Source organism: Chitinophagaceae bacterium (genome assembly GCA_016710165.1).
Lineage (GTDB): Bacteria > Bacteroidota > Bacteroidia > Chitinophagales > Chitinophagaceae > Ferruginibacter.
The window spans coordinates 1-13,013 of record JADJLJ010000008.1; the positions used below are offsets into that span (position 1 = coordinate 1).

A 13,013-nucleotide genomic window follows, 5' to 3' on the forward strand; every position below is an offset into this window, starting at 1 on the left:
AGTTAACATGACAATAGAATTATCATATCGGTATAGCTATCTTGACAAAGCCCATTATTTTGGTATAGTATTTAATGGTGCAGAAAATTGGGAAACTTATATTAGATGGGTATGGTATTATATCGGGAAAAAGATTGGGATGGTTCCTAAGAACTTCCGATTGTGTCCGTATAACTATGAATCAAAAATATTAAAGACATACAAAAACTGTAATGATGCCGAACGTCAGGCAACACTTTTGGTTAATAGAATTCATAGACAACTTAAAAAATAGCACCATGAACACAACACCAACGTCCGGCCAGCCCGATAAGAAGCTGACACCTATGGGTGAACTGATTGACCGAATCAAGCCGTTAATCGGTAAATACGGGATAGAGGCTGATGCTATGATTACGACAGCAATTGCAGAAGCAAGATCCCTTCTCGAAGCAGAGCGGGAATACGCCTCACAGCAAGCCCCGGCATCCACCCCACCAGTATCTGCAAACGATGCTGCATTAATGGATGTAGATAAGCTGGATGGTGTTTACGCAGTTAATTTAAGTTGGGGAATAAATTATCATCCGACCGATCTGTCAAAAGTAATGAAAGCGAAAGATTGCCTGTTTATAGGAACTGGAAAGAATGTGCTGACTTCATTTACAAAAATAAACCAGCACCCGTATCTGCAATGGAGGATGGATGGGTTGATGTGAGAAATGCGTTACCAGATAACGAAGGTTTGTATTTAGCGTGCGTTACTAATCATTCGTTTCTTGGCCCACCTGAAAGTTTTTTTATTGTGTATTATGGATTTGCTAACGATGAAGATGCAACAGAAATGTTTTGGAGTTATATGATGAAGCCAATAGATGTCACCCATTGGCGTCCCTTACCACCCCCACCAAGTAACCGTTAAAAAGAAAGATATGAACAAAGAACCAGTTAGAATACAAAGAAGCCGGAAAAGTGAACAGGTTAGTCCAAATGGGCTTCCGATTGTTTATGTGGGTAGACCAACGAAGTGGGGTAATCCATTTAGAGTTGAAGAAATGTATTTGCACGAAGGAAAAATGCTTTACGGTGTAAAAACAAGTAAGGAAGATTGTTTTCAAATACTTGTAGAAAATTGCCGCCCTGCATACGAAAGCAAACACGATGCCATCAAAGATGCTGTTAAGTGCTTTGCAATATATTGGGGTGAATCGGACGCTTCTGAATTAAGAGGTAAAAATTTAAGCTGCTGGTGCGGGGAAACTAAACCATGCCATGCAGACATTTTATTAAAACTTGCAAATCAAAAACCATGAACAAAGATAACATACAGGAACTTTTGAAACCGAGGTATTTAGTAAGTACACCGTGGTATCCATCTAATAATTACCAATCAGGGGATATTGTAACCCCTGATAAATTTACTGGGTGGCATCCTAAATATTCCCCTGTAATATTCCGCCGCCTTGAATGGTGGGAGGACAGGGATGTAAAGGATATGCCAGAGTATGTTAAGTGTATAAAAACGCCAGACAATTTTCATTTTCCGGATAGAGTGTACAGAATTAATTACTTGAACGGTATAGCTTACAGCGATATTTCTATTGCAGTTGTTTTTGAAACGAATTGCTATCTTCCCGCCACCGAAACCGAATACCTTAACCAAACCAACCAACCATGAACAAAGAACAGGTAATTGAAGCGAATAAACTTATTGCGGAATTTATGGGAGGTAAGCCATACCGGGTTATGGTAAAATCTATTGGTATGATGGATGCGTATCAATGGGGCGAAAATGGTTATACCATAGATGAATTGCAATACCATTCAAACTGGAATATGCTTATGCCGGTAGTGATAAAAATATTTCAGCTTAAAAATATAGAAGGGTTATATAAACAGCTTAATCAATTAACAGAGGCTTATATGCTCATGGATTTAAAGTATATCCACAAAGCAGTCATTCAATTCATCCAATGGTACAACCAAACCAACCAACCATGAACAAAGAACAGGTAATTGAAGGAAATAAACTTATTGCGGAATTTGATGGTTATACGTTTGAACCAGATAGTAAACTTAATAATATAAAAGGGGTATTTAGGAAGGAAGGAAAGTTAAGTATGCTTGAGAATGAATTAAAATACCACTCATCATGGGACTGGCTTATGCCAGTAGTGGAGAAGATAGCTTTTACAGATGGGCCTTTCAGATTAGTGTTTGGTAACTGTAATACCTATACACAATTTGCTGGGCATGAAAAAATAGTTGCATCTTCCCCATTGCTATCAACATGGCTTAGTGTAGTAAGCTACATTCAGCAATACAATCAACAATCAAAATAGTTAGTTCAGGGGGAAAGTCCACCGTATTTGTTGGCAAATTAATCACTAATAAACGATAGCAATATGAAAATAGAATTTAGTAAACTTTTTGATTGGGTATCTTATATATTATTGTGTATATGCCTTATAGGGGCACTTATATATTGTATCTCATTACTTTAAAGCCACCGTAATTGGTGGCTTTTTTTATTGGATGGTAATGGGCATTGCGTTTTCTTCGATGAACCTTTCGTGGGTGTCAATTACGTTCTTGCAGGCTTTGATGGTATGAAGGCAAATTTGGGATATTCTTACCCCGTCCTTAAAGATGCAGAAAAAGCTGGTGTAGCCACCTATGTTGCCCGAATGTTTCCTTATTTCATACCCTTTATATATTTCTCTAATACTTGGTTGAGCCATTTTAAGACGTTTTAAGGCTGTTTAATTCCAAAACCATACAAACCTACTTATCTTGTGAGAAAGTGGCTTAAAATGGCTGTAATGCGTTTTAATCGGTATTTTGGCAGTTCATAGCCCCATCATTTTGGTTAACTACGGTTATTTCTTCAAATTCTATGTCCTCAATGAAGGTTTTGGCTTCCAATCCCCAATTATCATCCATTTCATCTTCATCTCTGTAATAAAAGCCATTATTTAGTGGACTATCATCCATACATGGGAAATCCTTTGTCATAGTTTTAATTTTTAGTAGTTATAGTATCTTTTATGTGGTTTAAAATATGTACAATAATATCAATAGTCCAACAATCACCCAATGCTTTGTAAGATGCTATATCTGAAATTGATTTTGTGTAGCCATCGGGTATTGTTTGCAATCTTTCACATTCAACTATTGTTAATCTTCTTATGCCAAATTCATCCTGAATAAAGTTCCCATTCCAAGAAGCATACATTCTTGCAGTTAAGCATCCAGCCTTATCAGCGTTTAAAGTGCTATAAGATTTTGATAGTTGAAATTCTTTATTAACCAGCCACCAATTATTCCAAGCCTCTGTTTGGTAATATTTCTTATCTACAGTCGGTTCTAAAATATCCTTCAATTTCAACTTAGTTCTCGTGGGCAATGAATTTACGGGTATATTAGTCCAATAAAGCCTATTTCTATTTTGTGGAGTTACCCAATTACTATCTAATCTTAGTGGTCGCCTTTTAAGTTCTTTGGTAATAATATTCGTATCGGTTCCTTGTACGTTTTCCAATAGCCACCATTTCGGGTTAAGAACTTCTTTTGCTTCTAAAAACTTATAAAACAGTTTTGACTTGCTCCCACTTAATCCTTCTTTCTTTTTATTTAAGTTGCTTATATCTTGGCAAGGGCTTCCACCACATAAAAAGTCTATTTTTTTTAGGCTTTTAAAATCAATATCATTTACATTGCCTAATTGTATCGTGTTCGGGTAATTATCCATTGTTACCTTAATAGAGTTTTTATCTATTTCAGAGGCATAATATTTATCAATCTTAAACCCTGCTTTATTCAAAGCAATTTGAGCGCAACTAATCCCATCAAACAAACTTAACACATTCATAAATATCCATTAAATATTGTAATATTTTTTATATTCCTTATCAATATCGAAGTACCCATCAATTACTACTCCTTTCTTTTTGGGTCTTAGTATTTTATTTATTGCTGGTGGGCTTACCCCAACAATCCTTGCTATATCCACCTGCTTCATCTTTCCTACATTATCAAAAATAAATTCTAATTGACTTGGGTTTATCTTTGCCTTCATGGTTTTTTAATTTCACTTAATATTTGATTACATCTTTCCCATTGTTCATCACTCATTTTTCCTCCTTTCAAAACACAAAGGTTATTCCTCTTACTTCTTTTCCTACCAAACAAGTACATTAGTCTGTATAAATGAATTGGTATCTTTTGCATGGTGTTAAATTTAAAAGGTTACGTCTTCGCCGCTTTCGTCTTTGTATGGTCGCCAAGTTGATACTATTGTTGGGGGTAAGTCTATTTGTTGTTGTGTTGGCTTTGAGTTATTATGCCAGTTTTGAATTGGGTCTATGCCATAAATTATATCCGTTGCGTTATCATCATATACTCCCATAAATTCACTAAAACCGCAGCCGTTTTTATTCATTACTATTTTTACTGGTTTGTCTTTTGGGGTAACCCTGCCGCCCGTTTCCGTTTCCTTAACCTTTCTTACATGAATTTCCGTAACCATCCATTCGGTAGGGTGTTGGGTTAACCTGTGTATGGTTAAGAATTGGGCTGCTTTATTTGAAAACTTACCACCACCTTCCGTATCTTCTTTACCGGGAGCCTTCTGATACCCATCATCATTTTTACTTCTTAATGCCGCCGTAACAGCGTGGTTGTTTATAAACCAAGAAAAATCATACTTAGTACCAAATTGCTTTATTTCACTTATTGCTTCATAATGATATTCATGTGTGTTTAATTTACTACTGTTTGTTAATTCGATTTTCAACCCATTGTACGGGTCAATTAATCCGCCATCAAACCTAACTTTTGAATAAGCCTTCTTAGCCATATTTAAAATATCCCGGTAATTGTAAAGGTCTTCATCTGACTTTATAAAATAAAAATACTGCTTTATAAAATCTTTTGCAACTTTTAATTCAACATCGTTCATTGTGGTTATCTTCTTACCCCAATAAAATTCTATCAGACGCTTAAATAATGTTCTATTTGTATTTTAAAGAACTTCCATTTATGATATAATGCTGCTATCAGTTGTAGATAAATAATAACAAAAGTTTTACCAACATTATCAATACCGTTAACCATTACCATATCTCCACGCTTGTATAAAAAATGGTTATCTAATGACGGCAGCCCGGTACTTAACCCTTTCGGCAACAAGTTTTTTCTTGCTAATTCAAGATACTCATCATGCTCATCTAAATTTTCTAAAAAAGAATAATCATTATCTATAAGGCTAATAACAGACGGGACTTTTTGATTTATCTGCCTTTCTACTTCTTTACGTTCGCCATATCCTTCTTCATAAAGTCTTTTTGATGCTTCTGAAAAATCATTCTTACATTCAAGCATTGCATAAACAGCATAAGGCAAATAAGCTGTCATCGGTTGAAATTCTGTGCTTGTTGTAAATACGCTAAACCATTTTTTAACGTGGTCGTAATTTCCTGAACTGGCTGATGAGGTTTGCCCCGGTCTTAAAAGACAGTTTTATTTCCCTTGTTTGATATTATTTTCCACCCATACTTTTCAAGTAAAGAAACAACATCACCTCTTTCGTTGTAATCATCAAATGAACTTAATCCCTTTATCCCCTTCCTGTTCTCAACTTTTTTATCTGGTCTGCTTTCTGTAATTATTTCATTAAACTGGCGGGCTATATTTATTAGCGTTTCTCTTTCGTCTAATGTTATTTCGTGGATGCTGTAATAATCTCCATAAATTATTTCATATCCCTTAGACGGGTAGCAAACAATCTGACCGCCTTCCCCCCTTGTTTCTAACAAAACACGAACCTTGTCGTTTTCTGCTCTCTTTAAAGCAACTTCTTTTGTTGCCCCTGATTTTATTTCTTCTAAATAAGTTTGGTTTTTTTCTTGTGGTGTAGTGTATCGTTGTGCTAACTTTAAATTCCCCTCTATGTGTTGGCAGCGATAAATTAAATGATGACCGCCAGAAGGTGTTTTTTGCACAACTAATTTTTTTAGAAGGTCTTTATTTACTTCTGAAATAATCCGCTTATAATTTTTGAACAAATTACCATCTAACGAATATTTTTCATCAATGTCAATTACTTCTAAATTACCCGACAACTTACACAAACCAACCCAACTGCTTCGCAGTTTATAAGGTTATGTTTTTTAGACAAAGTTTGCCATCCCTTAATTACAGGTTGTTTTTTTGCCGTTACTGGCATAAACTGTAAACCTTCGATATTGTGTAATTCTTGGAAATTCATACGTCAGTAAAATAATTTTCTGGTAATATCCTTTTTTCTTCTAATGCTTTAGTTTTATCAATCGATACGTTTTTCCGTAGCCAATTTGCACAATGCTTTTTTAATTCCTTTTCACTCTTAAAATCTTCCTGTAAATCTATACGCTTTAAAAAGGCTTCTATGTACCCCATTAATGCAACTTTACTAATTTGATATTCCGAACATTGCTTCTACTGCCCTTGTTCTGCATTTAGGAATAGTTTTTTTTCTGCTGACCATACACCATTACCATTAGTAAGACTATTTTTATAATCTTCATTTTCATTTCCCATATGGTTATTCGTAGGTAAACCTAATGGTTTTTTATTTTTTGGTGGTCTACCGCCCTTTAATCCGTTGTCATGGCGGCTTTTGGTAAATTTATTCCTTTTTTTAATTTCCTCCTCCAATCGGTTATTGTACCAAAAGCCATTTTCATCTACCAAAAACTTAGATTTTAGGTTAACCGAAATAGAACCTACCAAAAACCTAATGGTTTCTTCATTCATTCTACCTTGTTGGTGCATTAAGCATAGAAGATGAATAAATTTTCCCTTATCTTCAAACGATAATGTAGCGCAGCCAGTAAAGAAATCCTGACTATAAAAGAGAAAAGCCGGGTCTTTAGCCATTAGGATATTACTTTAAAAGATGCTCTAAATTTGAAATACGGCTCAATACAGCCGCTTTAACCGAACTTGTAAGCCTAAGTGTGCTTTCTGCCCATTTAAGGTATTGAAGGTCTTCTATTTGGTTTATTGGGATGCCCTTGTATTTCCCTACATAAAGTTTTGGTACATCGTGGGGAATATTTTTAATGGGAACCACAACCATTACAATAAGCTACTTGGTTATTGGCTTTTTTAATTGTGTGGTAATCGTTTACTAAACCACACTTATTGCATACTATATCCATAAAATAAAAAAACCTTTAAGTTTCGGGTAGCCGCCTTACTCCTTAAAGATTTTAAAAAGTTATCTAACCATCGGCTACTGGTTATTATTGATATATGTTAACTCATGCTTTAATATTCTCCCCAAATTTACAACTCTCAGCTTATTCACCAAATTTATTTTCATGAATTTTCCTTAACGTACTTTTTCATGGCTTTAATACCCTCCCTGTTCATTTTTATTTTTGGTAAGCGATAACGATAATAAACGCCAGTATGGGAGGGGTTGCGCTTAGACTTGAATGGTGTTGGGGTTTTATCTACTATTACGCCGAATTTACGCTCAATACTACGTCCTATTTCTCTTGGAACATTAGTTATAGCAAAATCACGAAATCCGGTCATGATGCTTATTACTTCACCATTTAATAATGCTTTTGCAAGTGCTGCTGTTTGTGTCATAATTTTTATTTTTTAAGGTTAGAAATTATTTTCTCTACTTGTTGATATTCCCAATATGGGTATGCTTTTATTATAGTGCAAATATCTGCACCCATCCTTGCAAAACCAATGCAGACAGCCTTTTCAGTCTTATTCATTATGTTTGAGTATTTGATTTACTTGTTCTTCTGTAAGAGGTAAGATTTGGCCTTTCTTAGTTTTGGATTTAGTGTATTTGAAATAATATATCCCCTTCTTTTCTTCTACAAAAGTTAATTCATTTCCATCTGTCTTAATCTTTATCGTTATAGGGGGCTTCATTTGCGTTTTTAAAAATGTACTGTACTTATGGTAGGGGCTTTCACCCTGCTTTTACTTGTCGAACGTGGCCAGCGTGTGTGATGGCTTGCAAGGATATTATCCGCTAACTAATATTCCGAGCCACATAAATACAGTACAAGGACAAATGTAAGGGGGAGTTTTGGCATTTCCAAAAAATAAATGAAAATTTTTTTGCAGATTGGAATATTTCATTATCTTTGACCAATAACCAAACAATAATTTATGGCTAAGATGAAAGCATCTTTAAAAGAAAAGATTGAAAAAGGGATGGATGGAAGAACCCAAACCCATATATTAGGTAAGCTAAAAGATAAGGGGGTGTTCATGAGTGATAGCCAATTTTCCAGAAAAAAATTAGGCAGAGAAAAATTTAAACCAGAAGAATTAGAAGTACTATCTGAAATACTTAATACTGATTTAAACAAGTAAAATTATGATACGATTTTTATTTAATACACGGGTAGGGTATTTTTTATTTCTTGTATTGTTAGGTGGCTTTTTAACTGGTGGGGTATTGGTTTTATTTAATGGTGGCTCTATTTGGGGGGCTGTTATTGGTTCTTCTTTAGCCGCTATTTATGTTCTTTATAGCAGAAGAAATAAAATAAAAGATTGGGTATGAGATTTTGTGAAGTACAAGGCTGTTCTTATCCGGTTTTTGGAACGGATAAATTAACCCGAACTGGTTATTGTAAAAGGCATCAAAGTTTAAGAACAGATATATCCAAAGAAACGATTTTACAAAAAGCAATAGCAAAGCAAAGAAAGAACGCAGCCCTACGTCAAAACACTAATCTTCGTAAATTAGCGGTTGAAGATGATGGAAATAGAGAAATGGTTAAGGCAACGCAAAGTAAAAGCGAACTATTAAGAGAAGCAGATAAGGCTTTTGGAGATGCAATAAAAAGAAGGGATGCAGATAAGAACGGTGATGTTGTTTGTCCATGCTGCAATAAAAAATACAACGTAAAACAAGTAGATAAAGAAGGTAAAGCAGTAGTGCAGCCACTTCACTTCATTGATAGGGGTGTTTATAGTTTACGATGGGATGAGGATAATGTTCATGCAGGGTGTAGCTATTGCAACCTTAGCCAATTCCTTAATCCAAAAGGTAAAGAGCATGAAAACTATCATAAATTTTTAGTAGATAAAGTAGGGGAACAATGGGTAGTAGAAATGGAATTAGCCCACAGGAAAATAAATAAGATTACAGAACAACAATTAAGAACCGTTATAGAACATTATTCACAAAACTAAAAAATATGCCATACTGTAAACATTGCAACGAATATGTATCTTCTAATGCAAACTACCATGACTGTAAAAAAGTTGGGCTTCTTAATGTAAGTCAAGATGATTCATTTTTAGTATCTGCTATTATTGGAGCGACAACGGATTCGGCAATACTTGGAGGATTACTTGGAGGGGATATTTCGGGAGGTATTATAGGCGATTTACTTGACGGGGATTTATTTGATTAATTGAATACTTAAATACTGAATTATGAAAGGGATTACAATAACGATAGGCGGTGTACAAGAAGTAAAAAATAAAGTTTATTACAGGGGTGTGGATTGTATTTATGTAGATAAGGGGTTTGGTGAGTATTGGATAAAACCGTTATTGCCCAATGGCAACATAGAAGGGCTTGCTGGTATGGGTAAGACAATAACCAAAAAACAATTAGATAGATTACTAAAAAATAAAAATAACAACCAATGAATACAAAATGGCATCCAGACGAAGGAGAAGAAGACGAAATATCAATGCAAGAACAAGAACCTAACACAGAACAATCATTTTTAAAACAATAATTTATGTTAATGAAGTTAATTGGTATATTAGCGTTGGGTTTGGGAATTGCAATGTTCCCCCAACCAGAAAAAGAATATAGTGCAAAGTTAACTGCTAATGAATGGCAGATAGTGGTTAACTGTATTGTAGCCCCCGATGATGTAAGTCCAAACCAACGAAAGACCGCCTTTCAAAAACTATTCCCTCAAATCCAACAACAGTTAGCAGCAGATACCATTAAAAAGAAATAAGCATGAAAGAAAATATAAATAAATGGTGTGAAATTTTTTCTGAATTATTATCTATTAAAGAAAAGCATACCGTTGTTTTTACAAGTTGCTTAAAGCGTAGCGATTATTTTTTACCAATGATTAAGATTGGTTCTTTAGAGCCGTTTAGTAAACCTGCTTGGTTTTGCGAAATATGGATTGATGATAAGTGTATATTTAGGGAAAGTAGAATACCAATAGATGAATCAAATGAACAAGCCGAAATAAAAACAATAGATAAATTGATGCAATCTATATTTAATCATGGCGTTATGGGAGCAAAAGGGATTTTGGATAAAATTGAAAAATGACACCTGAAGAAACTTTAATAGAAAGGTATAGGGAAAGGCTAACCAAAATATACACCAATCCTAACCCTTATGTTAAGCATCCTGAAATTGAGAGAAAAGAGATACTGGATAAAATCAAAGAACTTGAACGTAAATAAGGTATAAATTCCGATATTCGCTAAACCATTGACTTAATAATTTGGCATTAAAGAAGTTAAGTATTACCGAAGAACAGGCAGGGAAAGTAAAAGAATTACTTAATAAGGGGTTATCTACATACAAGATAGCTGAAATATTGGGGCTTAACCAACCAAAAGTATGGCGCAATATGAAGTTCATGGACGTTAGTAAAAACAAGCCAATAAAAGAAATAACCAAAACAAAATACTTTAGGTGGAGTGATTATAACAACAGCGTAATTTAAAAACAAATATATGGTAAAATTAAAACCGCAAGGCACAAAAATAATAGTCCAAACAATCCTTGAAGAACACAAGGTAACAGAAGGTGGAATTATAGCCGTTGACTTTTCATTAGAAAAAGGAGAAATAGTAGAAGTAGGAACAGAGGTAGAGCATCTTTATAAAAAAGGTGATGTTGTTCTTTTCCCGGAAGGAGTAGGGCAATCCCTGAACTACCAAAAAAAGTCTTGCAAGTGGTTAGATGGCCGTTCGTTTCCGGCAGGTGATATTTGGACAGTAGAAACAGAAGAAAAATAATCTATGAATAAACCTCCATTTAAGTTATTCAAATATCCAAGTAGGGGAAGACCAGATAGGTTCTTTAAGTCCTTAGATAGCATTGTAAATAATGTTTCCGATAAAGATTACTTCCATGTAGCCTGCACCTTAGATACCGATGATAGCACAATGAATAATGCGGAAGTGGTTAACAGAATAATGGGGTATAAAAATGTTTCAATACAATGGGGTGAATCCGAATCAAAGATACACGCAATAAATCGCTCAATGCCAAATATACCATTCGATATTTTAATTTGCCACTCGGATGATATGATTTTTAACATTTTTGGCTTCGATACAATGATAGGCGTGGATATGCTTAACTGGTTCCCGGATTATGACGGTTTGTTACACTATCCAGATCAAGATGCCCGTGATGTTTTAGCAACAATGTATATAGCAGGAAGGAAGTGGTGGGAGTTCAGGGGTAAAAACATTTACCACCCGTCTTACAAAAGTTTGTGGTGTGACAATGAAGAACAGCTTGCAGCAAAAATTTGCGGTAAATATAAATATTGCGGGTATCGGGGGAAAGAAGTAACGATAGGGGAAAAAAGAAACAACCTTTACCAACGTGCAAAAGGTAGGTATGTAGTACAATGGGATAGCGATGATTGGATAGCAAAAGATGGGGTTATGCAAATTGTAACAGCACTACAAAACAATCCCGATGTAGATTGTGTTACCTACGAAGAACATTGTGATATAGATGGTAAGATATTTAAAAGCAACCATAGCCTACAATATTCAGGATGGTATGGTGAAGGTAGTCATCCATTGCACGATGGTTTTCACTACCACAGAACACCGTTTTTTAAGGACGTAATTAAAACCGAAATTGCAAAGGCAACCCCGGTTAAGCATGAAAGGTTTGGTGAAGACCACCTATGGGCTATTGACCTTTATCCAAAATTGAAAACTGAAATTCACATAGAACAACCAATATACCACTACATTCACAAATCATCAAACTTTAATGAACGATATGGATTTGACAGGAACTAAACCTTGTATTATAAATTGCGGCATAGGTGGATGGTATGCAGCAGGAAGTGAAAGACTTGAAAAAAGTCTTGTGTTCAATGGTTATGCGGGAGATAGTATTTTTTGGAGAGATGAATTACCACCGAATTGCCCAAGCCACAATGACAACCCATACGCATTTAAAATATACGCATTTAGAGAAGCGTTTAGGCGTGGGTACAAGGTTGTTTGTTGGCTGGATTGTTCCTTCTGGGCTATCCAAAATCCAATGCCTATTTTTGATATAATAAACGAACACGGGGTATTTGCTTTTAGGTCAGGGTATAATTGTGCAGAAACTTGCCCAGATAATTTGCTCTCAGCTGTTGGGATAAGTAGAGATGAAGCCGAACAAATACCCGAAACGGCAACAGGAATAGTAGGACTTAACATAGACAACCCCAATGGAAAAAAGGTATTTGAATATTGGGAAGAAATGTGTGATGCAGGGTTATTCAGAAATTCAAGGGGGTATAACCCAAACGAAAGTGCAGACCCAAGATTTAAGTTTGGAAGGCAAGATCAATCGGCATTTTCTATGGCATTGTATAAAGCGGGGGTTAGCTTCCTTTATGAAGACTATGTGGCTTACTATAACGGAGGTAATCCGGGGATGGATGCTAAGAAGTGCATTTTTTTTATTGGGGGGATCGCTTAAAAATAATTTTATGAAGGCTATTATAAGTTCCACCTACGATTCAAAATATCTCTACTTTCTTCCAATCGTAACTTTCTGTTGGCAAAAGTTAGGTGCAGATGTTATATGCTTTATGCACGTACAAATAAAGGACAAACAGTTGCCAACGACAAAGAAAGATTAATATATCAGTACACTAAGGATATGGGATTAAAGTGTTATTACTTCGATTGTCCTGAACACAAAGAAGCTACATACGCTCAATGTTCCCGTCTTTATGGTGCTTGTTTAGATTTACCAGAAGATGAAATTTTAA

At 35.1% G+C, this 13,013-nt stretch carries 27 protein-coding genes; 18 read left to right on the forward strand and 9 right to left on the reverse strand.

The annotated features are described in order from the left end of the window. Positions 1–278 precede the first annotated feature (278 nt). From IPJ02_17695 to IPJ02_17720, 6 genes are read left to right on the forward strand one after another with little or no spacing between them, the layout of a single operon-like run. Entirely contained in the window at positions 279–698 is a 420-nt protein-coding gene (locus IPJ02_17695) for a hypothetical protein (GenBank protein ID MBK7377310.1), read from the forward strand. After that, positions 695–901, forward strand: coding sequence for a DUF551 domain-containing protein (locus tag IPJ02_17700; protein ID MBK7377311.1), 207 nt, complete (start codon positions 695–697; stop codon positions 899–901). Before IPJ02_17695 ends, IPJ02_17700 begins: the two co-directional genes overlap by 4 nt. A 10-nt stretch (positions 902–911) precedes the next feature. Beyond that, entirely contained in the window at positions 912–1,292 is a 381-nt protein-coding gene (locus tag IPJ02_17705) for a DUF4326 domain-containing protein (protein ID MBK7377312.1), read from the forward strand. Then, positions 1,289–1,657, forward strand: coding sequence for a hypothetical protein (locus tag IPJ02_17710; GenBank protein MBK7377313.1), 369 nt, complete (start codon positions 1,289–1,291; stop codon positions 1,655–1,657). Before IPJ02_17705 ends, IPJ02_17710 begins: the two co-directional genes overlap by 4 nt. Continuing rightward, positions 1,654–1,980, forward strand: coding sequence for a hypothetical protein (locus IPJ02_17715; protein ID MBK7377314.1), 327 nt, complete (start codon positions 1,654–1,656; stop codon positions 1,978–1,980). Before IPJ02_17710 ends, IPJ02_17715 begins: the two co-directional genes overlap by 4 nt. Next, the gene (locus tag IPJ02_17720; protein ID MBK7377315.1) at positions 1,977–2,321 is read left to right on the forward strand and encodes a hypothetical protein; all 345 of its coding nucleotides are present in this window, start codon (positions 1,977–1,979) and stop codon (positions 2,319–2,321) included. Before IPJ02_17715 ends, IPJ02_17720 begins: the two co-directional genes overlap by 4 nt. A 487-nt stretch (positions 2,322–2,808) precedes the next feature. On the opposite strand, the gene IPJ02_17725 is transcribed toward IPJ02_17720, so the two are convergent. The 9 genes from IPJ02_17725 to IPJ02_17765 form a co-directional block, all read right to left on the reverse strand. Beyond that, the gene (locus IPJ02_17725) at positions 2,809–2,994 is read right to left on the reverse strand and encodes a hypothetical protein (protein MBK7377316.1); all 186 of its coding nucleotides are present in this window, start codon (positions 2,992–2,994) and stop codon (positions 2,809–2,811) included. Between the two features lie 4 nt (positions 2,995–2,998). Then, positions 2,999–3,850 carry a DNA cytosine methyltransferase gene (locus tag IPJ02_17730; protein ID MBK7377317.1) on the reverse strand — a complete coding sequence of 284 codons (852 nt, stop codon included), beginning with the start codon at positions 3,848–3,850 and terminating at the stop codon, positions 2,999–3,001. 9 nt (positions 3,851–3,859) lie between these two features. Continuing rightward, positions 3,860–4,057 carry a hypothetical protein gene (locus IPJ02_17735; GenBank protein ID MBK7377318.1) on the reverse strand — a complete coding sequence of 66 codons (198 nt, stop codon included), beginning with the start codon at positions 4,055–4,057 and terminating at the stop codon, positions 3,860–3,862. A gap of 162 nt (positions 4,058–4,219) precedes the next feature. After that, positions 4,220–4,939 (reverse strand): hypothetical protein, encoded by a 720-nt coding sequence (locus IPJ02_17740; GenBank protein ID MBK7377319.1) that lies wholly within the window; start codon positions 4,937–4,939, stop codon positions 4,220–4,222. A gap of 32 nt (positions 4,940–4,971) precedes the next feature. Further along, positions 4,972–5,394 carry a hypothetical protein gene (locus IPJ02_17745; GenBank protein ID MBK7377320.1) on the reverse strand — a complete coding sequence of 141 codons (423 nt, stop codon included), beginning with the start codon at positions 5,392–5,394 and terminating at the stop codon, positions 4,972–4,974. A gap of 92 nt (positions 5,395–5,486) precedes the next feature. Continuing rightward, positions 5,487–6,101 (reverse strand): bifunctional DNA primase/polymerase, encoded by a 615-nt coding sequence (locus tag IPJ02_17750; GenBank protein ID MBK7377321.1) that lies wholly within the window; start codon positions 6,099–6,101, stop codon positions 5,487–5,489. Between the two features lie 142 nt (positions 6,102–6,243). Further along, positions 6,244–6,417 carry a hypothetical protein gene (locus IPJ02_17755; protein MBK7377322.1) on the reverse strand — a complete coding sequence of 58 codons (174 nt, stop codon included), beginning with the start codon at positions 6,415–6,417 and terminating at the stop codon, positions 6,244–6,246. 39 nt (positions 6,418–6,456) lie between these two features. Beyond that, a complete protein-coding gene (locus IPJ02_17760; protein ID MBK7377323.1) occupies positions 6,457–6,897 on the reverse strand; it encodes a hypothetical protein in 441 nt (146 codons plus the stop codon). A 444-nt stretch (positions 6,898–7,341) separates the two neighbouring features. Continuing rightward, the gene (locus IPJ02_17765; protein ID MBK7377324.1) at positions 7,342–7,620 is read right to left on the reverse strand and encodes a hypothetical protein; all 279 of its coding nucleotides are present in this window, start codon (positions 7,618–7,620) and stop codon (positions 7,342–7,344) included. A 543-nt stretch (positions 7,621–8,163) separates the two neighbouring features. On the opposite strand from IPJ02_17765, the gene IPJ02_17770 reads away from it, so the two are divergent. The 12 genes from IPJ02_17770 (at position 8,164) to IPJ02_17825 (ending at position 12,718) form a co-directional block, all read left to right on the forward strand. After that, positions 8,164–8,370, forward strand: a complete 207-nt coding sequence (locus tag IPJ02_17770; GenBank protein ID MBK7377325.1) for a hypothetical protein — start codon at positions 8,164–8,166, stop codon at positions 8,368–8,370. Between the two features lie 4 nt (positions 8,371–8,374). Beyond that, positions 8,375–8,563, forward strand: a complete 189-nt coding sequence (locus IPJ02_17775) for a hypothetical protein (protein MBK7377326.1) — start codon at positions 8,375–8,377, stop codon at positions 8,561–8,563. Then, complete coding sequence (locus IPJ02_17780; protein ID MBK7377327.1) at positions 8,560–9,198, forward strand: recombination protein NinG; 639 nt, start codon at positions 8,560–8,562, stop codon at positions 9,196–9,198. Before IPJ02_17775 ends, IPJ02_17780 begins: the two co-directional genes overlap by 4 nt. Before the next feature lie 5 nt (positions 9,199–9,203). Further along, positions 9,204–9,422 (forward strand): hypothetical protein, encoded by a 219-nt coding sequence (locus IPJ02_17785; protein ID MBK7377328.1) that lies wholly within the window; start codon positions 9,204–9,206, stop codon positions 9,420–9,422. A gap of 22 nt (positions 9,423–9,444) precedes the next feature. Beyond that, entirely contained in the window at positions 9,445–9,663 is a 219-nt protein-coding gene (locus IPJ02_17790) for a hypothetical protein (protein ID MBK7377329.1), read from the forward strand. 95 nt (positions 9,664–9,758) lie between these two features. Next, positions 9,759–9,986 carry a hypothetical protein gene (locus tag IPJ02_17795; protein MBK7377330.1) on the forward strand — a complete coding sequence of 76 codons (228 nt, stop codon included), beginning with the start codon at positions 9,759–9,761 and terminating at the stop codon, positions 9,984–9,986. A 2-nt stretch (positions 9,987–9,988) separates the two neighbouring features. Further along, on the forward strand, positions 9,989–10,315 hold the full coding sequence (locus IPJ02_17800) for a hypothetical protein (GenBank protein ID MBK7377331.1): 327 nt from the start codon (positions 9,989–9,991) through the stop codon (positions 10,313–10,315). Next, a complete protein-coding gene (locus IPJ02_17805) occupies positions 10,312–10,452 on the forward strand; it encodes a hypothetical protein (protein MBK7377332.1) in 141 nt (46 codons plus the stop codon). The genes IPJ02_17800 and IPJ02_17805 overlap by 4 nt, the downstream gene beginning before the upstream one ends. Before the next feature lie 41 nt (positions 10,453–10,493). After that, the gene (locus IPJ02_17810) at positions 10,494–10,718 is read left to right on the forward strand and encodes a hypothetical protein (GenBank protein MBK7377333.1); all 225 of its coding nucleotides are present in this window, start codon (positions 10,494–10,496) and stop codon (positions 10,716–10,718) included. Positions 10,719–10,728: 10 nt separating this feature from the next. After that, positions 10,729–11,013: a hypothetical protein gene (locus IPJ02_17815; GenBank protein ID MBK7377334.1), complete on the forward strand. Its 285-nt coding sequence runs from the start codon at positions 10,729–10,731 to the stop codon at positions 11,011–11,013. Positions 11,014–11,016: 3 nt separating this feature from the next. Then, positions 11,017–12,042, forward strand: a complete 1,026-nt coding sequence (locus IPJ02_17820) for a glycosyltransferase family 2 protein (GenBank protein MBK7377335.1) — start codon at positions 11,017–11,019, stop codon at positions 12,040–12,042. Then, positions 12,014–12,718, forward strand: a complete 705-nt coding sequence (locus IPJ02_17825; protein MBK7377336.1) for a hypothetical protein — start codon at positions 12,014–12,016, stop codon at positions 12,716–12,718. Before IPJ02_17820 ends, IPJ02_17825 begins: the two co-directional genes overlap by 29 nt. Positions 12,719–13,013 lie beyond the last annotated feature (295 nt).